Source organism: Streptomyces winkii, from assembly GCF_032248595.1.
GTDB classification, from domain to species: Bacteria; Actinomycetota; Actinomycetes; order Streptomycetales; family Streptomycetaceae; genus Streptomyces; species Streptomyces winkii.
On the sequence record NZ_JASTTH010000004.1, the window covers coordinates 550550 to 572295 of the forward strand.

General features: G+C 71.2%; 20 protein-coding genes. 15 read left to right on the forward strand and 5 right to left on the reverse strand.

What is annotated here, in order from left to right:
* Positions 1–93 precede the first annotated feature (93 nt).
* The 5 genes from QQM67_RS14555 to dgoD all read left to right on the forward strand — a co-directional run bounded on the left by QQM67_RS14555 (position 94) and on the right by dgoD (position 6665).
* The gene (locus QQM67_RS14555) at positions 94–2115 is read left to right on the forward strand and encodes a beta-galactosidase (RefSeq protein WP_314174488.1); all 2022 of its coding nucleotides are present in this window, start codon (positions 94–96) and stop codon (positions 2113–2115) included.
* Positions 2116–2200: 85 nt separating this feature from the next.
* A complete protein-coding gene (locus QQM67_RS14560) occupies positions 2201–3526 on the forward strand; it encodes an ABC transporter substrate-binding protein (protein ID WP_314174241.1) in 1326 nt (441 codons plus the stop codon).
* Positions 3526–4509: an ABC transporter permease subunit gene (locus QQM67_RS14565; RefSeq protein WP_399066635.1), complete on the forward strand. Its 984-nt coding sequence runs from the start codon at positions 3526–3528 to the stop codon at positions 4507–4509. The genes QQM67_RS14560 and QQM67_RS14565 overlap by 1 nt, the downstream gene beginning before the upstream one ends.
* Entirely contained in the window at positions 4506–5444 is a 939-nt protein-coding gene (locus QQM67_RS14570) for a carbohydrate ABC transporter permease (protein WP_314174243.1), read from the forward strand. The genes QQM67_RS14565 and QQM67_RS14570 overlap by 4 nt, the downstream gene beginning before the upstream one ends.
* A 72-nt stretch (positions 5445–5516) precedes the next feature.
* Positions 5517–6665, forward strand: a complete 1149-nt coding sequence (gene dgoD / locus QQM67_RS14575; RefSeq protein WP_314174244.1) for a galactonate dehydratase — start codon at positions 5517–5519, stop codon at positions 6663–6665.
* A 236-nt stretch (positions 6666–6901) separates the two neighbouring features.
* On the opposite strand, the gene QQM67_RS14580 is transcribed toward dgoD, so the two are convergent.
* Positions 6902–8035: a CapA family protein gene (locus QQM67_RS14580; protein WP_314174245.1), complete on the reverse strand. Its 1134-nt coding sequence runs from the start codon at positions 8033–8035 to the stop codon at positions 6902–6904.
* 126 nt (positions 8036–8161) lie between these two features.
* Here QQM67_RS14580 and QQM67_RS14585 point away from each other — a divergent pair, with 126 nt between their 5' ends.
* On the forward strand, positions 8162–8404 hold the full coding sequence (locus QQM67_RS14585; protein ID WP_314174246.1) for a type II toxin-antitoxin system Phd/YefM family antitoxin: 243 nt from the start codon (positions 8162–8164) through the stop codon (positions 8402–8404).
* On the forward strand, positions 8401–8847 hold the full coding sequence (locus QQM67_RS14590; RefSeq protein ID WP_314174247.1) for a PIN domain-containing protein: 447 nt from the start codon (positions 8401–8403) through the stop codon (positions 8845–8847). Before QQM67_RS14585 ends, QQM67_RS14590 begins: the two co-directional genes overlap by 4 nt.
* A gap of 30 nt (positions 8848–8877) precedes the next feature.
* On the opposite strand, the gene QQM67_RS14595 is transcribed toward QQM67_RS14590, so the two are convergent.
* The gene (locus tag QQM67_RS14595) at positions 8878–9246 is read right to left on the reverse strand and encodes a hypothetical protein (RefSeq protein WP_314174248.1); all 369 of its coding nucleotides are present in this window, start codon (positions 9244–9246) and stop codon (positions 8878–8880) included.
* 265 nt (positions 9247–9511) lie between these two features.
* Between QQM67_RS14595 and QQM67_RS14600 the strand changes: the two genes are divergently transcribed.
* Both QQM67_RS14600 and QQM67_RS14605 read left to right on the forward strand, forming a co-directional pair.
* Complete coding sequence (locus tag QQM67_RS14600) at positions 9512–10141, forward strand: redoxin family protein (protein ID WP_314174249.1); 630 nt, start codon at positions 9512–9514, stop codon at positions 10139–10141.
* 16 nt (positions 10142–10157) lie between these two features.
* Complete coding sequence (locus tag QQM67_RS14605; RefSeq protein WP_314174250.1) at positions 10158–11060, forward strand: cytochrome c biogenesis CcdA family protein; 903 nt, start codon at positions 10158–10160, stop codon at positions 11058–11060.
* Between the two features lie 64 nt (positions 11061–11124).
* Here QQM67_RS14605 and QQM67_RS14610 read toward each other — a convergent pair whose 3' ends face one another.
* Positions 11125–12831 carry a benzoate-CoA ligase family protein gene (locus tag QQM67_RS14610; RefSeq protein WP_314174251.1) on the reverse strand — a complete coding sequence of 569 codons (1707 nt, stop codon included), beginning with the start codon at positions 12829–12831 and terminating at the stop codon, positions 11125–11127.
* Between the two features lie 285 nt (positions 12832–13116).
* Between QQM67_RS14610 and QQM67_RS14615 the strand changes: the two genes are divergently transcribed.
* The 3 genes from QQM67_RS14615 to QQM67_RS14625 all read left to right on the forward strand — a co-directional run bounded on the left by QQM67_RS14615 (position 13117) and on the right by QQM67_RS14625 (position 16444).
* Positions 13117–13599, forward strand: coding sequence for a PaaI family thioesterase (locus QQM67_RS14615; RefSeq protein WP_314174252.1), 483 nt, complete (start codon positions 13117–13119; stop codon positions 13597–13599).
* A 104-nt stretch (positions 13600–13703) separates the two neighbouring features.
* On the forward strand, positions 13704–15146 hold the full coding sequence (locus QQM67_RS14620; RefSeq protein WP_314174253.1) for an MFS transporter: 1443 nt from the start codon (positions 13704–13706) through the stop codon (positions 15144–15146).
* Positions 15147–15430: 284 nt separating this feature from the next.
* Positions 15431–16444: a phosphotriesterase family protein gene (locus tag QQM67_RS14625; protein ID WP_314174254.1), complete on the forward strand. Its 1014-nt coding sequence runs from the start codon at positions 15431–15433 to the stop codon at positions 16442–16444.
* A gap of 175 nt (positions 16445–16619) precedes the next feature.
* Here the strand turns inward: QQM67_RS14625 and QQM67_RS14630 are convergent, their stop codons facing one another.
* Complete coding sequence (locus QQM67_RS14630) at positions 16620–17999, reverse strand: MFS transporter (protein WP_314174255.1); 1380 nt, start codon at positions 17997–17999, stop codon at positions 16620–16622.
* 340 nt (positions 18000–18339) lie between these two features.
* Positions 18340–19026, reverse strand: a complete 687-nt coding sequence (locus QQM67_RS14635) for a TetR/AcrR family transcriptional regulator (RefSeq protein ID WP_314174256.1) — start codon at positions 19024–19026, stop codon at positions 18340–18342.
* 198 nt (positions 19027–19224) lie between these two features.
* Between QQM67_RS14635 and QQM67_RS14640 the strand changes: the two genes are divergently transcribed.
* From QQM67_RS14640 to QQM67_RS14650, 3 genes are all read left to right on the forward strand, one after another.
* Entirely contained in the window at positions 19225–20031 is an 807-nt protein-coding gene (locus tag QQM67_RS14640; RefSeq protein ID WP_314174257.1) for a thioesterase family protein, read from the forward strand.
* 110 nt (positions 20032–20141) lie between these two features.
* Positions 20142–20600: an RrF2 family transcriptional regulator gene (locus QQM67_RS14645; RefSeq protein WP_314174258.1), complete on the forward strand. Its 459-nt coding sequence runs from the start codon at positions 20142–20144 to the stop codon at positions 20598–20600.
* A gap of 100 nt (positions 20601–20700) precedes the next feature.
* Entirely contained in the window at positions 20701–21651 is a 951-nt protein-coding gene (locus QQM67_RS14650; RefSeq protein WP_314174259.1) for a sulfite exporter TauE/SafE family protein, read from the forward strand.
* Positions 21652–21746: the final 95 nt, after the last annotated feature.

Genomic DNA, 21746 nt, shown 5'->3' on the forward strand with positions numbered 1-21746 from the left:
CTTACGTTAATTCATAATTAATGGATTGACCATGGGCGGGCGTGCGACGGCGGCCGACGACTCGAAGGTGCTCGAAGCATGAAGAGGTCAGACATGCAGATCCACTTCGGCGGCGACTACTACCCGGAACAGTGGCCCGAAGAGGTGTGGGCCGAGGACACCCGGCTGATGAAGGAGGCCGGGGTCACCATGGTCACGGCGGGGGTCTTCGCCTGGGCCCGCGTCGAACCGCGCCCCGGCGAGTACGACTTCGGCTGGTTCGACCGCGTGATGGACAACCTCTCGCAGGCCGGGCTCCGCGTCTGCCTCGCGACGATGACCGCGTCACCGCCGCCGTGGCTCTCGCGGCTGCACCCGGAGATCCTGCCGGAGACCGAGGACGGCCGCCGCAAGTGGCCCGGCGGCCGGCAGCACTACTGCCCCTCCAGCCCCGTCTACCGCGAGTACGCCACCCGGCTCGTGAGGAAGGTCGCGACGCGGTACGCGCAGCACCCGGCCCTGGAGTTGTGGCACGTCGGCAACGAGTACGGATGCCACATCCGCCAGTGCTTCTGCGATGTCTCGGCGGCGGACTTCCGCCGCTGGCTGCGCGAGCGCTACGGCACCGTCGACGCCCTCAACGACGCCTGGTCCACCGCCTTCTGGTCGCAGCGCTACGACTCCTTCGAGGAGGTGCTGCCGCCGCGCCTGGCACCGACGTTCGCCAACCCCTCCCAGCAGCTGGACTACTGGCGCTTCAGCGACGACGCGCTGCGGCAGTGCTACCTCGCCGAACTGGCCGTGCTGCGCGAACTCACCCCGGACGTGCGGGTGACGACGAACCTGATGCCGCACCACAAGCCCGTCGACGCCTTCGCATGGGCTCCCCATCAGGACGTGATGTCGCTCGACTTCTACCAGGACCCCTTCGATGCGGACACGCATCTCGGCGCCGCGTTCAACTTCGACGTGATGCGCTCGGCGCGCGGCGGGCAGCCGTGGCTGCTGCTGGAGCAGGCGCCCAGCGCCGTCAACTGGCGGGCCCGCAACAGCCCCAAGCCTCCCGGTGCGATGCGGCTGTGGAGCTGGCAGGCCGTCGCGCAGGGAGCCGACGGGATCATGTTCTTCCAGTGGCGGCAGTCGCGGGGCGGCGCCGAGAAGTTCCACTCCGCGATGCTTCCGCACGGCGGCACGGACACCCGGATCTTCCGCGAAGTCAGTGAGCTGGGGCGGGAGTTCGCGTCCGTGCCGGAGATCGCGGGCACCCGCTCACGCGCGGACACGGCGCTGCTGACGGACTGGAACAGCTGGTGGGCGCTGGAGCTCGACTCGCATCCCTCGACCGCGCTGGACCTGACGCAGATCAACCGCGCCCACCACCGAGCGCTCTTCGAGGCGGGCGTGGCCTGCGACATCCTGCCGCCCGCGAGCGAACTCTCCGCGTACCGGCTCGTGGTGGTCCCCAATCTGTATCTGCTCGGCGAGGCCGACGCCCGTCGTCTGGCGGAGTACGTGGAGAACGGCGGGCATCTGCTCGTCTCCTTCTTCTCGGGCATCGTCGACGAGTGCGACCGCGTGCACCTGGGCGGATACCCGGCGCCGCTACGGGAGTTGCTCGGTCTGCGCGTCGAGGAGTTCCACCCGCTGGACGAGGGCGCGAGCGTGCGCGTAGAGGGACTGCCGGCCCCGAGGTCCGAAGGCGGGGAGCCCGGCGCCGAGTCGGGCGCCGTCGGCGATCTGTGGTCCGAGGCGATCGAGCTGGAGGGCGCGGAGGCCGTCGCGGTCTTCGGCGAGGGCGAGTCGGCGGGCCGCCCGGCGGTGACGCGGCACGGCCACGGCACCGGCACCGCCTGGTACGTCGGCACCCGGCTCGAACCCGCCGCTCTGCGCGGGCTGTTGGACCACGTACGGGAGGCGGCGGGCGTGGGCCCCGTACTGCCGGGGCTGCCCGGCCGCGTGCAGGCCACGGTCCGCGAGGACGACGAGCACAGCTTCCTGTTCCTGCTCAACCACGGCGACGAGTCCGCCGTGGTCGAGCTGCTGGAGCCGATGCGCGACCGGCTGAGCCCGGACGGCGCCGGCCCCGTCACCGCCGTGACGCTGCCGCCCCGTGGCGTCGCAGTCATGGAGCGCTGACAACCAACTGCCCCCTCGGCCTGCGGCCTGGGGGGACCCCCACCCTGGGCCTCCAGCCTGGGGGACGGCCTGACAAGGAGGTCAGATGCCGGTCCGTAGGAAGGTTCTCGCCTGGGGCGCCACCGCTGCCGCGGCTCCCGCGCTCGCCGCGTGCGGCGAGTCCGCGGGCGCGGCCCGGCTCACCGAGCAGGCGCCGCGCAGGAAAGGCCGCAAGGTCGAGCTCGTCTTCTGGACGTGGGTTCCGTTGCAGGAGGCCGTGGCCCTGTGGAACAAGACGCACCCCGACATCCACGTAAAGGTGCAGATCGTGCCCGCCAACACCCAGGGCGGCTACCAGAAGATGCACTCGTCGCTGAAGGCGGGCAGCCCGCCGGACCTGGCGCAGATCGAGTACTACGCCCTGCCCGAGTTCATGCTGGTCAACGGGTTGACGGATCTGAGCGAGCACGGGGCCGACAAGCTGAAGGGCGACTACGTCGACTGGCAGTGGAAGCAGGGCGTCTTCAACGGCCGGGTGCACGCGATACCGCAGGCGTCCGGCCCCATGGCCCACTTCTACCGCAAGGATCTCTTCGAGCGCTGGGACATCGAAGTGCCGCGCACCTGGGACGAGTTCAGGACGGCGGCGCTCAAGGTCAAGAAGCGGGGCGGCGGAGCCCACATCTGCGCGTTCCCGCCCAACAACGCCCAGTGGTATGCCGCGTTCCCCTGGCAGCGCGGCGCGCAGTGGATCCGCTCCGAGGGCGACACCTGGATCGTCGACATCGCGAGCAAGGCGTCGCTCGAAGTCGCGGATTTCTGGGACGGGTTGCTGCGGGACGATCTCCTCGCGGTCATGCCCGACACACAGGGCCCCTGGTTCAAGGCCGTGCAGTCGGGGCAGCTGGTGAGCTGGCTCGCGGCGCAGTGGGGGGACGCGCTGCTGCGCGGCAACGCCCCCGGCACGAAGGGCAAATGGCGCGTGACCGGCCTTCCGCAGTGGGAGGCCGGGCAGACCGCCTCGGCCAACTGGGGAGGTTCGTCCACCGCGATACTCCAGGGCACCCGCCACCCCGCGGAGGCCATCGAGTTCGCGCACTGGCTCAACACCGATCCCAAGAGCATCGACCTTCTGGTCAAGGCCGGTTACGGATGGCCCGCCGCCAAGGTCGATCTCGAGGAGTCGGCGCTGGGCAAGCCCGATCCGTTCTTCGGCGGACAGCGCTACAACGAGGTGTTCCAGGCCTCCGACGAGCATGTCGACACCTCCTGGAAGTGGGCCCCGACCACCGTCCAGTCCTTCGAGCACATCAAGGACGCCTTCGGACGCGCCTCCGCCGGAAAGGGCAGCCTCACGGACGCGCTGCGCGACGTGCAGATCCGCGTCCTCGACGACTTGAAGGCCAAGGGGCTCAAGGTGAGGAGCGCATGATGCCGGCACAGTCCGAAACGGCAGCCGGGCGCGACGCCGCTGCCGCCGCCTCATCCGGGGGCGTCTCCCGGGGCACATCCGTACGGGGCTCCCAGCGCTCCTCGCGGCCCGACCGCGCCGCCTGGCTCTTCCTCGGGCCGTTCCTGGCGCTCTTCCTCTTCACCTTCGTCCTGCCGATCGGCTACGCCGTCTACCAGAGCCTCCTCAAGGTCGACCGGCACGGCCCGCTCGGGCTGGGCAAGCCGACGGTGGGATTCGGGGGGCTGGAGAACTACGCCCTCGCCCTCCAGCAGACCGACTTCGTCGAGAGCTTCGGACGGGTACTGCTCTTCGGCGTCGTCCAGGTGCCCGTGATGCTGGTACTCGCGCTGACGCTGGCGCTGCTGCTGGACCAGGTCTCGAACCGCTGGGCGGGGCTGCTGCGCGCCTCGTACTTCCTGCCGTACGGCATCCCCGGCGTCATCGCGACCATCCTGTGGGGGTTCCTGTACGTGCCGGGTATCAGCCCCATCACCGAGGTGCTCGGCAGTGCCGCACCCGACTTCCTCAGCTACGACAACATGCTGTGGTCGATCGCGAACATCGTCGTCTGGGAGTTCGCTGGCTACAACATGCTGATCATCGTCGCCCAACTGAAGTCCGTGCCACAGGAGTTGTACGAGGCGGCGAAGATCGACGGAGCGGGGCCGTGGCAGACCGCGCTGCGGATCAAGATTCCGCTGGTGCGCCCGGCGCTCATCCTCACCTGCGTCTTCTCCATCATCGGCACGATGCAGCTGTTCGCGGAGCCCCTCGTGATGCGGGTGCTCTCGCCGGCGGTGACCGCCAGCTTCACCCCGAACCTCAGTGCCTACAACGACGCCTTCGCGAACGCCAACGTCTATCTGGCGGCGGCGAAGTCGGTGATCCTCGCGCTCGCCGCCTGCGCGGTGTCGTTCGGCTTCCTCACCCTCGTCAGCCGCAAGGACAGGAGCAGGCGATGAGCACAACGACCAGTGCATCGGGCGCCGGGGCCGGGGCGGCGGCGGTCGCCGCGGGCGGGCCCTCACCGGCTGCGGCGGCGACCGCCGGGCCGCGGCGCGTGCCGTCGCCGGGCCGCATCCTGCTCGTCGCCTCGCTCGCGGCCGCGGCGGGCTACTTCCTGCTGCCGGTCTACTGGCTGGTCGTGGCCGCGACGAAGACCACGGCCAAGCTCTACGGCAGCACCGGACTCTGGTTCGACAGCCCGCAGTTGCTGCACAACCTCGGGAAGATCCTCACCTACGACGACAACATCTATCTCCAGTGGGTGCTCAACTCCCTGCTGTACGCGGGAGTCGGCGCGGCGCTTGCCACGCTGCTGGCGGCCGCGGCGGGCTTCGCCCTCGCCAAGTACCGCTTCAACGGCCGGGAAGCGGTGTTCAAGACCGTGCTCGCGGGCGTACTCCTGCCGCACACCGCGCTGGCCCTGCCGCTGTATCTGCTGTTCAACAAGATCGGCCTCGTCAACACGTACTGGGCGGTGCTGATCCCCAGCCTCGTCAGTCCCTTCGGTGTCTACCTGTGCCGCATCTTCGCCGAGTCGGCCGTCGACGACACGCTGCTGGAGGCGGCACGGGTGGACGGGGCACGCGAGGGGCGGATCTTCTTCGGGCTCGCCCTGCGGATCATGTCGCCCGCGCTCGTGACGGTCTTCCTCTTCCAGTTCGTGGGAATCTGGAACAACTACTTCCTGCCGCTGGTCATGCTCTCCGACGACCGCAAGTACCCGGTCACGCTGGGCCTGACGGCCTGGCAGACAGCCGGTGAGCGGGTGCCGCAGCTCATCCAGTACACCGTCGGCGGCGCATTCCTCTCGGTGATCCCGCTGGCGATCGCGATGCTGGTGCTCCAGCGCTACTGGAGGACCGGCCTGACCGAGGGAAGCCTGAAGGGGTGATCGGCACGGAACGTCCGCGCAACCGTCCGCACCGGCCGCACTGAGCCCGAACTGACGTACCTGGAGCACCACTTGAAGATCACCCGAGTCGAGACCTTCGCCGTCCCGCCGCGCTGGCTCTTCTGCCGCATCGAGACGGACGACGGCCTCGTCGGCTGGGGCGAGCCGGTGGTGGAGGGCCGGGCCGAGACCGTACGCACCGCCGTGCACGAACTCGCCGACCAGTTCCTCGTCGGCGCGGACCCCTCGCGCATCGAGGACCTGTGGCAGGTGATGACGAAGGGCTCCTTCTACCGCGGGGGTCCCGTCCTCTCCAGCGCGGTCGCCGGAATCGACCAGGCCCTGTGGGACATCGCGGGCAAGGCCCTCGGCGCTCCCGTGCACCGGCTGCTGGGCGGCCCCGTACGGGAGCGGGCGCGCGCCTACAGCTGGGTGGGCGGCGACGAGCCGGCGGCCGTGCGCGACCAGGTGGCCGCACAGGTGGAGGCGGGCTTCACCGCGGTGAAGATGAACGCGTCGGGACGGATGAGCCGGCTGCCGACCGTCTCCGAGCTGGATCAGGTGGCGGCACGGGCGGAGGCCGCGCGTGAAGTCCTCGGCCCCGGGCGGGACTTCGCGATCGACTTCCACGGCCGCTTCTCCACGGCGGGCGCCGTGCGGGCCGTCGGCGTGCTGGAGCCGTACGCGCCGATGTTCGTGGAGGAGCCCGTACTGCCCGAGTACACGCATCTGCTGGGAAAGGTGACCGACTCGACGACGCTGCCCGTCGCCACGGGTGAGCGGCTCTTCTCCCGTTCGGAGGTGCTGCCCGCGCTGCGGGCGGGGATCGCGGTGCTCCAGCCCGATCTCTCGCACGCGGGCGGCATCTCGGAGACCCGCCGCATCGCGGCGCTCGCGGAGACCTTCGACGTGGCGATCGCACCGCACTGCCCGCTGGGGCCGCTCGCGCTCGCGGCCTCCCTCCAACTCGCCTTCTGCACCCCGAACTTCCTCATCCAGGAACAGTCGATCGGCATCCACTACAACAAGGGCGCTGAGCTGCTCGACTACGTCGCGGACCGTTCCGTCTTCCGCTTCGACGAGGGGCATCTGCTGCTGCCGACGGCACCGGGTCTGGGAGTCGAGATCGACGAGAAGGCCGTACGGGCCGCGGACGGGACAGCGGGCAGCTGGCACAACCCGCTCTGGCGGCACAGGGACGGCGCGTTCGCGGAGTGGTGAGCCGCCGCACGCTCACGTCGCGGCGGGCACGGCCGCGGAATCGCGGCGAACCGGGGCCAGCAGGGTCCACACCGTGACGCCGGCCGCCGCGCACAGACCCGTCGGCGTCGCGCGCGTACGACCACGGCGACGGCAACCCCGTCGACCAGGTCGAGTACGAGCGGGCCTGCCGAGGCCGTTCACGGCGGAGCCTCGCCGCCGGCGGTCCCGGTCAACGGCCCCGGCAGCCCCGGCTGTCAGTCCCCGTCGCTCCCCTCGGTCCGCAGCGTCAGCATGCCGTCGCCGCCGTACCCGACCCGTACGCCGAAGTCCGCGCTGACGCGGTCGAGTACGGCCCGCAGCCACTCGGCGTCCTCGGGTGCGGCTCTCGTCAGCCGCATGCGCCGGGCCTGGAAGGGCGCCATGCGCAGGGCGGCCAGGCGGCCCGTGTCCGCCTCGACCGAGGCCAGATAGAGCAGCCGCAGATCGTCGCGGTACTCCTCGTGGCCCTCGACGCCCTCGTAGTCGTCGATGAAGTCGCCGCAGCCGTAGAGGACGAGCTTGCCGCGGTGCACCTCCACGGGGCGGGGGTGGTGCGAGGAGTGGCCGTGTACGACGTCGACGCCGCCGCCGTCGATGAGCGCGTGCGCGAACCGCCTCTGGTTGGCGGGGACGCCGTAACCCCAGTTGGAGCCCCAGTGCACGGACGCGACGACGACGTCGCCAGGGCGTCTCAACTCCCGCATCCGCCCGGACACTTCGCCGGCCGCCTCCTCACTGAGCCGGGCAAGGAAGTTCACTCCGGGACGGTCCGGGCGCGCGGCCCACGCGACCGGGATGCCGCTGGAGGGCGTCCCCATCGAGAGCACCAGCACGCGCCGCCGTCCGCCGTCGACCGGCACGACGGCGGGGCCGCGCGCCTCGTCCAGGTCCCGTCCCGCGCCCGCGGTCCGCAGGCCCGCCTCTGCGAGGGCGTCCAGGGTCTCCTCGAGGCCGGGCTGCCCGAAGTCCAGCACGTGGTTGTTCCCCAGAACGCACACATCGGGCCGGGCCGCGGCCAGGCAGCCGAGGTTGGCGGGGTTCATCCGGTAGTGGACTCCCTTGCGGGGGTCGAAGTGGCCGTGCCGCGTGACGCTGGTCTCCAGATTCACCACCCGGACATCGGGCGCGGCGTCATCCAGCACCTCCAGGGCGTCCCCCCAGGGCCACGAATCGTCGACCGGCACCGGCACCTTCCCGTTCACCGCCTCCGCCAGCTCGACATAGGCCCGCGCGTCCCGCAGGAACCCCTCACTCAGCTCCGGATCGCCCGGATACGGCAGGATCTGGTCGACGCCGCGGCCGAGCATGACGTCACCGCACAGGGACAAAGTGACCGATTCACCGCTCATCGTCGCAATATAGGCGCCGGCCGACGATGCGGAGCGAACTGCGCGAACGCATGGCCGGATGTACCGCCTGCCGCCGGAGAAAGATCTCCAGAAGTGACCCGGTTCTCGTGTACTACTCTGTACTACATGGAGACGACGGCCCGCGAATTCAACCAGAACTCATCGCGCGTTCTCGCTGCCGCGGAGGCGGGCGAGACCATCACGGTCACGAAGAACGGGCGCCCCGTCGCCGTTGTTCGTCCTTACGAGACGGAGGAGGTCCCGCCCTTCCCCGTCGGCCCGATGGGAGACCTCGACATCCCCGACCTGGACCTCCCGGATCTGACCGATGACGAGATCGAAGAGACTCTGCGCGGGATGGGATCGTGACCGACGTCGTCGTCGCCGACACCAACGCCCTGTACCGCGTACTCGACACTCGGCTCTCCGGACACGAAGAGCACAGGAAGGCGCTGGGGAGCATCCGGCACCTTGTGATCTCCCCACTGGTGCTCGGGGAGTTGGACTACCTCCTGTCCACCAGAGCCGGAGCGGACAGCGCCATCACCGCATTGCGGTTCATCGACCGCTACACCGCGACCCGCCGCTTCGAAATCCCCGACCTGGCGCCGCACATGAGCGCGGCCCTCGCCGTGATGGAGGGCTACCGCGACGCGGACAACGGCCGGGGCGTGGGCCTCGCCGACGCGATGAACGTTGCCCTGGCCGCGGCGTACCGCACCGAGACGGTATTCACGAGCGACCAGCACTTCCGCATGATGGTCCCGTTGACCGGGCACGCGGCGTTCCGTCTGCTTCCAGACGACGTGTAGCGGCCCACAGCAGCCGCCAGTCCCGTGCCGTCAGCGCGGGGGTGACGGGCACGGGAGGCCGGGGCGGGGGCAGGACAGGAGGGCGCGGACGAGGAAGCGGCCGTGCGTCGTGTAGTAGCCGACGTATGCGTCCGCTCCGCGGGCGAGCGCGTCGCGGGCGTGGCGCAGATGCGACCGGACGGGGAGCGCGCCGTCCTGGGGCGGGGACTCGCTCAGCTCTCGCTCCAGCCAGTCCGCCGCCGCGGAGGCGTCGGTGAACGTGCCCTCCAGCATCGAACGGGGCTTCCGGAACCACAGGTCGATCTCGATCGGCGGTGTCGCCGACTCCGGGTCGCGTGCCTCGGCGTCGCCCGGTCTCTCGTGGCCGGTGTAGCCGAAGGCGTGCCAGTGGGTGTCCATCCCCGTCGTCCTTCCGGTGCCCGGTATCCCCGAGTCACCGCCGCATCGTGCTCCACCGTGCGCGCCGTTCGTCCGGGACCCGCGCCGGGACCGCTGGGGCGTCACGCGGATGGAGTGCGCCGGGCCGCAACGGGAGCCTGGCGGGAGGGCGGACACCGCGCCTCGGTGATCGGTCCGGATTAGTCAGCTGCCGCTAAAGACCGACTGCCGGCGGGAGGGAAGTCCTAGCGTGACGAGCCCGATTCATCACCAGAGGATTCAGATGATGCGTGCCGGTCGTACCCGTGTGGCCCTCACTGCCCTGCTCGTGGCGAGTTCGCTGTCCCTGGCCGGATGCGGCATGGACGACGCCGGTTCCGCGGCCCCGAAGCCCGCGGGCAAGGCCGGGGCGGACGATCAGAAGGACGAGAAGGGCGGGAAAGAGGCAGGGGACAAGGACGCGCCGGAGGGCGTCGCGCCCGGGGAGAAGGCACCGGACGGGAAGGACACGCCCGCGAAGCTGCGGTTCACGAGCACCACGCTGGACGGGAAGGCGTTCAAGGGCGAGTCCCTGGCGAACAAGCCGTCCGTGCTGTGGTTCTGGGCGCCGTGGTGCGGCACCTGCCAGGGCCAGGCGGCGCAGACGGCGAAGCTCGCCGACAAGTACAAGGGCAAGGTCAACTTCCTCGGCGTCGCGGGCCTGGACAAGACCGAGCCCATCCGCGGCTTCGTCAAGACGCAGAAGGTCGGCAACTTCCCGCACCTCAACGACCAGAAGGGCGCGGTCTGGAAGAAGTTCGGGATCTCGCAGCAGAGTTCGTACGTCATGCTCGACAAGAACGGCAAGACGGTCCACGAGGGTGCCGCGACGAGTCCCAGCGACCTGACCAAGCAGGTGGCCGGGCTGGCCGGCTGAACCACGACGCCGACCGATGGCCGATCTGCCCTTCGCACTGGCGCTCACCGCGGGCATGCTCGCCGCGGTGAACCCCTGCGGATTCGCCCTTCTTCCCGCGTATCTGTCGCTGCTGGTGCTGGGCGAGGACTCTCCCTCGCGGGGCGCCGCGGTGGGGCGGGCGCTGGCGGCGACCGCCGCCATGACGCTGGGATTCGCGGCGGTCTTCGGGCTCTTCGGCCTGGTCGTGGCGCCCGCCGCGAGCCAGGTGCAGCAGCATCTGCCGTGGTTCACGGTGGTGTTCGGGGTGCTTCTCGCCGGTGTCGGGGTGTGGCTGCTGGCCGGGCGTGACCTGCCGAAGCTGCTGCCGGGAGTCCGCCGCGCGCCCGGCGTCACCCGCTCCGTTCCGTCGATGGCGCTCTTCGGCGGTGCGTACGCCGTCGCCTCGCTCGGCTGCACCATCGCGCCTTTCCTGGCGATCGTGGTCTCCGCGTTCCGCAGTGGATCGGTGGCGGGCGGGCTGGCCCTGTTCGGTGCGTACGCGGTCGGCATGGGCGCCGTCGTCGGCACTGCGGCGCTGGCCGTGGCGCTCGCCCGTACGTCGGCAGTCGGCCGGTTGCGGCGCCTGGGCGCGGCGGCGTCCCGGCTCGGCGGCGGCCTGCTGGTGATCGTGGGCGCGTACACGGCGTACTACGGCTGGTACGAGATCCGTGCTCTCAGCGGCGGGATCACGGACGGCGATCCGGTCATCGACGGCGCGGGCGCGGTGCAGCGCGCGATCGCCGGCGCCCTGCAGTGGACGGGCATCCCCGTGGTGGCGGGAGCCTTCGTGGTGGCGCTGGCCGCGGCGCTGTTCCTCGTACGGAAGCGGTCGCGGCGGCCGGCCGCCGATGCGGCGCCACCGGAGCGCGAGGGCGTTCCCGGCCACGCCAGCAGCTGACGCCCGGTCTCCGTCTGCGGCTGCCGGGCGCTGCGCCGGTCATCCGCGTGCGGAGCCCGGAGGCTCACTCCGCGGACGGCCCCAGCAGCGCCGCGGCGAGGTCGCGTACGGCGTGACGCCGCAGCTTTCCGCTTGCGGTGGTGGGCAGTTCGTCGACGACGAGCACCTCACGGGGCCGCTTGAAGGCCGCGAGGCCGTCACGGCAGAAGTCGATGAGCTCCTCCGGGCGGACGTGCGCGCCGTCCGCGAGCACGGTGCACGCCACCGGCTTGTCGATGCCGTCCTCGTCGGGCAGGCCGACCACCGCCGCCTGCGATACGGCCGGATGCTGGAGCAGCCGCGCCTCGACCTCGGACGGCGCGACCCAGATGCCGCCGGCCTTGAGCATCTCGCCCGTACGCCCCAGGCAGGTGTAGTAGCCGTCGTCGTCGACGACGTAGGTGTCGCCGGTGTGCAGCCACTCGCCCTGGAAGACCCGCCTGGTGACGCTCGTGCGGCACCAGTAACCGGTCGCGATCGACTCGCCCTTGACCAGCAGCGAGCCCGGTTCGCCCGGCGGGACGTCGCGTCCCTCGCCGTCCACGACGCGCAGTTCGTAACCGTCGACGGCGGTGCCCGTCGTGCCCGGACGGGAGCGGCCGGGGCGGTTGGAGAGGAAGATGTGCAGGGCCTCCGTGGAGCCGATGCCGTCGAGGATCTCGACGCCGAAGCGGTCGGCGAACCTGCAGCACAGATCCGCGGGCAGCACCTCTCCGGCCGACACCGCAAGCCGTACGGAGTCGAAGGCCTCGCGCGGAACGTCCGAGCGCAGCAGCGCGGCGTAGAAGGTGGGCACGGCGAAGAAGAGCGTCGGCCGGTACTCGGTGAGCCGTTCCGCGACGGACTGCGGCGTGGGCCGCTGCGGATCCAGTACGGTCTCGGCGCCGGCCGCCAGCGGGAAGAAGAGCGAGTTGCCGATGCCGTATGCGAAGAAGAGCTTCGCCACGGACAGGCAGCGGTCCTCCGAGGTGATGCCGAGCACCTGGCGTGCGTAACTCTCCACGACATGACGGATGTTGGCGTGCCGGTGCATCGCGCCCTTGGGCTTGCCGGTGGTTCCGGAGGTGTAGAGCCACAGGGCGCAGGAGTCGCCGGAGGTGATGTACGGGTCGTGCAACTCGCCGCCGCGGCGCCGTCCTTCCTCCACGAGCTCGGCGAAGGGGCGCACGCGTACGCCTGCGGGCACGGCCAGCGGGGGCACGTCACCGCCCGCGCCCTCGGCACCCTCGGTGCCCTGGGAACTCCGCACGTCTCCCCCGCCGCCGGCCCCGGCCCCGGCCCCGGCGACCGCGACGTACTGGATTCCGGGCACCCGCGCGACCGCCGCCTCGGCTGCGGCGCGGAACTCCGCGCTGACCAGCAGCACCCTCGCCCGCGAGTCCCCGAGGAGCTCGGCGAGTTCGGGCCCGGTCAGCATCGTGGAGACCGGCACGGGGACCGCGCCGAGCCGCATCGCGGCCAGGATCGCCGCGGCCATGTCGGGGCCGTCCGCCATCAGCAGCATGACCCGCTCCTCGGCGCGCACACCCCACGCCTGGAGCCCGGCGGCGATGTGGCCGACGAGCTCGGCCAGTTCGGCGTAGGTCAGCTCTCCCGCCGGGCCAGTGACCGCCGTACGGTCCGCCGTCCCGGGCTGGACGGCGGCCTGGAGGAGGTAGTCGGAGGCGTTGAACATGTCGGGGACGACGGGTGTGACGGGAGTGACGGACGGAGTCGCGCTGTGGGCGGTCATCGGGTCTCCCCTTCGCCTGGAATCGTGGCGTCATGCTCTACATATTCGGGACGCTCGTCAATAGCAGTGTGGAATGATTGGCCGGGGCACCGGTCGGCGCCTGGCAGCGCATCGGGCGTTCCGTCGCACGCGGCATTGGACAGAGCGACGGTCGACCGGCGCATACTTGGTCGCCACACGCATACGGAAGGGGCGGAAGGGGCGCGGCTTCTTCCGTGCACGCCGCAGCGCCGGGCGGCTTCGCCCGGACCGCCACAGGATCGCCCTCGACCACGGAGTGAGTGAATGAACGGGAACGGGTTCGGGACGGGCTTCGAGAAGACCGTGGGAATGGACTTCCCCGAGTTGACGGGCGACCGGACCGTCGTCACCTGCGACATCACTCCCGAACTCCTCCAGGCCTACGGCATCGTCCACGGCGGCGTGTACTGCTCGCTCGTCGAGACGGCCGCCAGCGTCGCGGGCGCCATCTGGTACGGCGACCGGGGCAACGTCGTCGGCGTCGCCAACCACACCAACTTCCTCCGGGCCATCGGCTCGGGCACGGTCACCGCCACCGCGACGCCGATCCACCGCGGCCGCACCCAGCAGCTCTGGCTCGTCACCGTCACCGACGACACGGGCCGCGACGTCGCGCGCGGCGAGGTGCGCCTGACCAACCTGCCCGCTGCGGACGGGAGTTCCGGCACGGACGACAAGGGCGACAAGGGCAGTGACGCTGCCGAGAGCGGTGAGGCCGCGGACGCGGGGCGCTCCGAAGGCGCCTGAGCCCCGGGCGGCGCGCGCACCCGCGGCGCCCGTACCGCACCCGCGCCCGGCCGCGCGCCGTCACTTCGACCGCGACCGAACTGTTCCGCGGCGAGACTGCTGCGATGCGAGCGAACAAGAAGGGCGCGGCCCCGGCCGAGGAGCCCGACGCCTCCACGGGCTCCGGCGAAGGACAGTCGCACTCACGGACGTACTCACCCGCGCTCCTTGCCGTGTGCCTCGGCTACTTCATGGTCATCCTGGACACGACGATCGTGAACGCGGCGCTTCCCGCGCTGCGTTCGGACCTGAACGCCGGGGTGGCGGGGCTCCAGTGGGTGGTCGACGGCTACATGCTCACCCTCGCCGCGGGCCTCCTCACCGGCGGGGCGCTCGCCGACCGGGCCGGTGCCCGCCGCGTGTTCCAGGCGGGGCTGGTGCTCTTCGCCGTGTCGTCCGCCGCGTGCGGCTTCGCGCCGCAGACCTCCGTACTCGTCGCCGCGCGGCTCGTACAGGGCGCGAGCGCGGCGCTGACGGTGCCCGCTTCGCTGGCGCTGCTGCGGGCCGCGTTCCCCGAACGCTCAGCGCGGGCACGGGCGATCGGGGCGTGGGGCGCGGTCGCGGGGCTGGCCGCGGCGTCCGGACCGGTGCTGGGCGGGCTGCTGGTGAGTCAGGCCAGCTGGCGGCTGGTGTTCTTCGTCAACGTGCCGGTCGCCCTGCTCGCCATGGTGCTCACCGCACGCCACGTGCCCGCGCCCGCGCCGTCCCCCCGCCGACTCGACCCGGCCGCGCAGGTTCTGGGGGCGGTCGCGCTGGCCGCGCTGACGTATGCGCTGATCGAGGGCGGACGGGGCGGGGCCGGCGGGCCGGCGGCCGCCGCGGCGGCCGCGTTCGTCCTCGCGTGCGCCGCGTTCGTCGCCGTCGAACGCCGCGTCACCGAACCGATGCTGCCGCTGGGACTCTTCCGCGACCGCACGTTCACCGGCGCGACCTTCGTGGGGCTGCTGATCAATCTGGGCTTCTACGGGGAGCTGTTCGTGCTCAACCTCGGCTTCCAGCATGTGCTCGGTCTCTCCGCACTGCTCACGGGGATCGCACTGCTGCCGCAGATGGGCATGGCCACGATCGGCTCGGCGCTCTCGGGCCGCTTCACGGCGCGGGCGGGCAGTCCGCGTACGACGATGCTCGCCGGACTGCTGACGGGAAGCGCGGGCTTCTTCGCGCTGGCCGCGGCCGGTGCGGGGACGAGCGCCGCGTACGGGCTGCTCGTCGCGCCGCTCATAGCCGTCGGGTTCGGCATGTCCTTCACCATGCCCGCGGCCACGACGGCCGTGGTCGAGGCGGCTCCCGGCGAACACGCGGGGCTGGCCTCCGGGGTGATCAACGCGGCGCGGCAGACGGGAGGCGTCATCGGCGTCGCCCTGCTCGGTGCGCTGATGCACGACACCGGGGCCTCGCCGGGCGGCGGGCTGCGGGTGGCGCTCTCGGTGGCGGGCTGCGCGTTTCTGCTCGCTGCCGCGCTCACCGCGCTGACGGTGCCCCGGCACGCCGCCGCGCAGGCCAAGTGAGTCGCCGCGCACGGCACTTGGCTCCGTTCCACGGAAGCACCGCCCGGCGGACGCGCGGAACCGCCCCCCCGACCGGTCATTGACCCCGTATCCGGGCGCGCCTAGGGTCGCCGCCGCACGGCTGCCGCGTGCACCGCGATCACCGTCGCTGTCACCGCCCGATCACCCGCGGGCCGGAACGTGCCCGCCCCGCACTCGCCCGCGTGCGCGCCCGCGGGGGCACCGGCAGAACGTACGGGCGGCGCGTCCGTACACGAGGACGTACGTGAGGGGACACCTCCCGCATGACGCACCAGGACGAGACGCCCGCAGCAGGGGCCGGCACGGTCGAGACGGTCCGCGGGCCGCTGCCGCTCGCGGAGCTGGGCAGGGTCCTCATGCACGAGCACATCTTCATCCTCAGCCCGGAATTCGCCGACAACTACCCCGAGCACGAGGGGTTCCGGGAGTCGGAGCAGATACCGGAGGCCGCCCGGCGGCTCGACGCGCTCGCCGCCGAGGGGATCTCCACGATCGTCGATCCGACGGTCGTCGGCCTCGGCCGGTACATTCCGCGGATCCAGCGGGTGGCGGCGCGTACCGGCCTCAACATCGTGGTCGCCACCGGTCTTTACACCTACGGCGACATCCCGCACTACCTCCAGTACCGCGGGCCGGGAACGCTGCTGGGAGGCGAAGAGCCGCTCGTGGACATGTTCACCGAGGACATCACCGCGGGCATCGCCGGAACCGGCGTGAAGGCCGGCATCCTCAAGTGCGCCACCGACGAGGCCGGGCTGACGGCGGGCGTGGAGCGCGTACTCCGGGCCGTCGCCCAGGCACACCGCGCAACCGGCGCACCGATCCTCACGCACACCCACGCCGCCACGCGCCGCGGCACCGAGCAGCAGGACGTGTTCGAGGCCGAGGGCGTCGATCTCGGCCGTGTCGTCATCGGTCACTGCGGCGACACCACCGACCTCGACTATCTGATGTCGGTCGCCGACCGCGGGTCCGTGCTGGGAATGGACCGCTTCGGCCTGGAGACGCGGCTGCCGTTCGAGCAGCGCGTGGAGACCGTCGCCGCGCTGTGCGCCCGCGGCTACGCGGACCGGATGGTGCTCGCCCACGACGCGTCCTGCTACATCGACTGGTATCCGATGCGCGAACTGCCGTCCCTGCTCCCGGACTGGCACTACCTGCACATCTCCCGCGACGTGCTCCCCGCCCTGCGGGAGAGGGGCGTGACCGAGGACCAGATCACGGCCATGATGAGCGCCAATCCCCGGCGGATTCTGGGCAGTTCAGGCGGCTACTGAGGTCTCGCGCCGTACGGTCCCGACGCCGCGCGCATGTCGCGCGCATGTCGCGCGCGTTCGGGACGGCCCCGCCCGGGACCGTCCCGAATCAGCGGTCCCGGGCAGGGCGTTCGCCTCGCGCGCAACGGGCCGCCGGGCCGGGCCGGCCCCGACCCCCGCCCCGGCCCGGCTCCCGTCAGGCGTGCAGCAGTTCGCCCGGCACGGCGTTCGGATCGGCGCGCACCTCCGCGGGGTTGGTCTCCCGCAGCGCCCACGTGCAGCCGAAGGTGATCAGGCCCATCAGCGCCACGAACACCGACACCAGAGTGGTCGAACCGGTCTCCGCAATGAGCGCCGTCATCACCAGCGGCGTCGCGCCGCTGACGGTGATCGCCGCGAGCTGGTACGCCAACGAGGCGCCCGAGAAGCGGATGTTGGGCGCGAACATCTCCCCGATGTAGGCCGCGACCGGCCCGTACGTCATCGACTGGAAGACGCTGCCGACGGCCAGCGCCACGAAGAACAGCCACAGGCTCTTGGTGTCGACGAGCCAGAAGTACGGGAACGCCCACACCACGAGCATCGCCGCGCCGATGAGCACCATCGGCCTGCGCCCGATCCGGTCGGACGCCGCGCCGGACCACAGGATCGCCGCCGCGCCGATGAGCGAGGAGCCGAGCGAGACAGCGAGCAGCGACTCGTGGCTCATGCCGAGCTTCTCGGTCGCGTAGCTGAGGACGCCCGCGATGCTGATGTAGAAGAGGCAGTTGGTGGCCGCGAGCATGCCGCACGCGAGCAGGATCCTGCGCCAGTCCCTCCGTACGGCCTCGCTCAGCGGGGCGCGGGCCACCGTCTGCTTCTTCTTCGACACCTCGGCCTGGAGTGCCCGGAACTCCGGGGTGTCCTCGACCTTCGTCTGGATGTAGAGCACGACGGGGAAGAGGACCGCGGAGAAGAAGAACGGAATGCGCCAGCCCCACGTCATGAACGACGCCTCCGGCATGACGGCGGTGGCCGCGAGGAACGCCACGTTGCCGAGGATCACACCGAACGGCACGCCCATCTGCCCGAACGTGCCCGCGAATCCGCGGCGTTTGGGACTTGTCGACTCGATGAGCAACAGCACGATGCCGCCCCACTGGCCGCCGCACGCGAGCCCCTGCACGAAGCGCAGCGCCACGAGCAGCACCGGCGCGGTCATCCCGATCGCCTCGGCGCTGGGCAGGCAGCCGATGAGGAACGTCGCGAGGCCCATGCCGAGAAGGCAGGCGACGACCATGGGCTTGCGGCCGTAGCGGTCGCCGAAGTGCCCGGCGAGGACGCCGCCCAGGGGACGGGCGATGAACCCCGCCCAGAAGGTGCTGAAGGAGAGCAGCGTCCCGGTCAGCGGAGAGCTGGAGGGGAAGAAGACGTGCGGGAAGACCAGCGCGGCTGCCGTCCCGTAGAGGAAGAAGTCGTACCACTCGATCGAGCTGCCGATGAGCCCCGCGGCGAGCAGCTTGCGATGGCTCCTGGGCGCGATCCCGGGCTGCTGCGCCGCGGTCGCCTCCCCGCTCGGTTCTGCCGTTTCAGTCATCAGGCACTCCTCTTGAGGGGGGGGTGGACTGCAAGCGGTCACCGTAAGCTGACGTCAGGTTCAACTGTGAGCGAAGCCTGGGCGAAGGCAGTAACGCTGTCAACAGTCGCGGCAGAAACCTCTGCGCTGCGACGACGCGGCCGCTGCGGGGCACCGCGCGGGCGCGCGCCGCCACGGCCCGTACGACGGCGAGGAGAGCGCCGCCGCGCCCCAAGTGCCGTACGGGAGCGGCGAGTTATGCAGCGAGTCGTGCGCGCTGCACCACGGCCCATGACAGCCCGGCGCGACGGCGCACAGAAGGACCCGGCGGATGACCACCGGTCATGAAGGGGCTTCCGGTTCAGCGGTGACCGGGGAAGCGCAGCCCGTTGGCCCAGATCCTCGTCACCGTGTAGACGACCTGCTCGAAGTCGACGGGGTGGTCCCCGCCCCGCACGAAGACGCTGAAGGCGAAGCGGCTGACCATCCCGGACAGCGCCCGCGAGGCCAGCATCGGGTCGAGACCGGGATCGGCGATGCCGCGCTTTTGAAGGTCCGCGATGCCGCGCGCGTTGCGGTGGACGAACGCCTCGCCGCGGCGCCGCCGCAGCTCCCTGAACGTGCGGTCGACGCTGGCGACCTGCTCCAGCAGCGCCATCAGCTTCGCATTGCGCCGATAGGCCTCCAGATAGGCCCGGTTGCTCGCCTCCAGCACGGCATACGGATCTTCGCTGTCAGGCAGCCGCCCCATGCCGGGGTGGAGCATCTCCTGCTGGGCGACTTCGAGTACGGCGGCGAAGATCTCTTCCTTGTTCTTGAAGTACGTGTAGAAGGACCCCGTCGAGCACTTGGCCTCTTTGGTGATGTCCGTGAGGCGGGCGTCCAGATAGCCCGAGCGCTCGAAGACCTTGCGCGCCGCCGCGATCAGCGTCGACCGCCGTCGCGCGCCGCGCTCGGTGGCCGGCGTCTCGCGCAGGAGGGCCGGGTTCACCAGCGAAGGCAGCGGGGCTCCGTCCCAGTCGTCGGACGCGGACACGGTGGTAGCCATGGTCAACGTATACATGAACTCGGTTTCACCTCCAACTTCGCCGATCTTGTGCGGGACCTGCCGCGGGACCTGCCGCGACTCGCACCAGGACGGGCTGACCTGCTCTCCCCCGCCGGGGCGGCAGGGGCCTCGGCCGTGACACCCCGACTACCTGCCAGTAGCCTTCTCGACCACCACACCGTGTGCAGGAGAACAGCCGTGACAGACAAGACCAGTTCCGCCGAGGCCTTCTTCGAGCGGGTGGCGGACGACCGGTACGTACCGACCGAGAACACCCGCGGCCCGTGGTCCGCGGACAGCCAGCACGCGGGCCCGCCGGCGGCGCTGCTGGGCCGCGCGGTGCAGACGCGCACGGGCGCCCGCGAGGACATGCGCCTGGCGAGGCTCACCTTCGAGATCACCAGCCCCGTGCCGCTGAAGCCGCTGACGGTGGCCACGCGCGTGCTGCGGGAAGGACGCAGCGTCGAGCTGGTCGAGGCGTCACTGACGCCGGAGGGCGGCGAGGAGGTCATGCGCGCGCGGGCGCTGCGCATCCGCACCCTGCCCGGCTCGGTCCCGCAGGAGACCCCGGGACCGGAGATCCCCGGCCCGGACGATTCCGGGGCCGAGCCGTTCTTTCCCGTCCCGTGGGACGTCGGCTACCACACGGCCATGGAGGCCCGCTTCGCGCACGGCTCGTTCCTCGGCCGGGGACCCGCGGCCTGCTGGCTGCGGATGCGGGTCCCGCTCGTGGACGGGGAGAAGCCGGCGCCGCTGGACCGGGTGCTGGTGGCGGCGGACTCCGGCAACGGCGTCAGCAACGTACTGGACTTCTCCCAACACCTCTTCGTCAACCCGGACTTGACTGTTCATCTGCACCGGCACCCCAGGGGCGAATGGGTCTGCGTGGACGCCCGTACGAGCATCGACGAGGCCGGTGTGGGCATGACGGAGTCCGCGCTCCACGACGAGGAGGGCCAGATCGGCCGGGGCGTGCAGAGCCTGTTCGCGGCACCGCGCCGCTGAAGCACCGGCGCCGAGCCTCCGCCGAGCCTTCCCCGCCGGACCTCGGGGACGGGCGTGAGCGGTTCCGGCGCCCGTCCCGCGGGCGCGCGCGTGTGCAGGACAATGCCGGTATGCGGATCTCGGCGAGAGCGGACTATGCGGTGCGTGCCGCGCTGGAACTGGCGGCCGCGGGCGACGACTGCCCGCTCAAGGCCGAGGCGATCGCGGACGCCCAGGGCGTCCCGCGCAAGTTCCTGGAGGGCATCCTCAACGACATGCGCAGGGGCGGGCTCGTGGTGAGCCGCCGCGGCGGCCAGGGCGGCTACAAGCTGAGCGCGCCCGCCGAGACGGTCACCGTCGCCGACGTGATCCGCGTGGTCGACGGCCCGCTGGTCTCCGTACGGGGCGAGCGGCCGCCCGCGCTGTCGTACACCGGGCCCGCGGAGTCGCTGCTGCCGCTGTGGATCGCCGTGCGCGCCAACGTACGGGCGATCCTGGGCGAGGTGACGCTCGCCGACATCGCGTGCTCCAAGCTTCCCGAGCGCGTCTACAAGCTCGCGGAGCAACCGGAGTCGTGGACGAATCCCTGATCATGTCCAGCTGACGAGACGCCCTTGACCTGCTCTCCTGCCATCCGGCAGATTTCCCTATCAAAGCGGTAGGAATACTAGGGATTCAGATCGGGGCAGCATGCGCACGCTCATCCTGTTGGCAATAGCGGGTCTGGGAGCCCAACTTGTCGACGGCAGCCTGGGAATGGCCTACGGCGTCACGTCGACGACGCTGCTGCTCGCCGTCGGCACCAACCCCGCCGCCGCGTCCGCCACCGTGCACCTCGCCGAGATCGGCACGACGCTCGCCTCCGGTGCCTCGCACTGGCGCTTCGGCAACGTCGACTGGCGCGTCGTGGCGAAGATCGGAATCCCGGGCGCCGTGGGCGCGTTCGCCGGTGCGACGGTTCTCTCGAAGCTCTCCACCGCTGTCGCCGAGCCCGTGATGTCCCTCATCCTGCTCGCCCTGGGCGTGTACCTGCTCGGCCGCTTCACCTTCTCCGGTTTCTCGTCCCGCAATCTGGACAAGCCGCTGCGGAAGCGTTTCCTCTCGCCGTTGGGTCTCGTCGCCGGGTTCGTCGACGCCACCGGTGGCGGCGGCTGGGGCCCGGTCGGCACTCCCGCGATCCTCGCCAGCGGGCGGCTCGAACCGCGCAAGGTGATCGGCTCCATCGACACCAGCGAGTTCCTCGTCACCGTCGCCGCGAGCATCGGCTTCCTGACGGGGCTGGGCTCCGAGGGCATCAACCTGGCCTGGGCCGCGGCACTCCTGGTCGGCGGTGTGATCGCGGCGCCGATCGCGGCGTGGCTGGTGCGGCACGTTCCGCCGCGCGTTCTCGGCTCGGCCGTCGGCGGCATCATCGTCATCACCAACACCCGCACGCTGCTCGACAGCGACTGGATCGCCGCCGGCGGCCCGGTCAAGACCGTGGTGTACGTGGTCCTCTACGCGATCTGGGCGGCGGCGCTCGGATACTCGATCCGTGAGCACCGGCGCAATCTGGCCCGTGAGCGGGAAGAGGCCGAGGCAGCGGGCGAGCCCGGCGGCACGGGTGCGGACACCGCGAAGCAAGGCGCGCCCACGGCGTGACGCACCGCTCCCCGCGTGTGTGAACCGCCCGGTGTGAACGGCGTATTGCGGTCTCCTGGCACTGTCCCGCGCGGCCTTCCGCAGGCCGGGGCGCC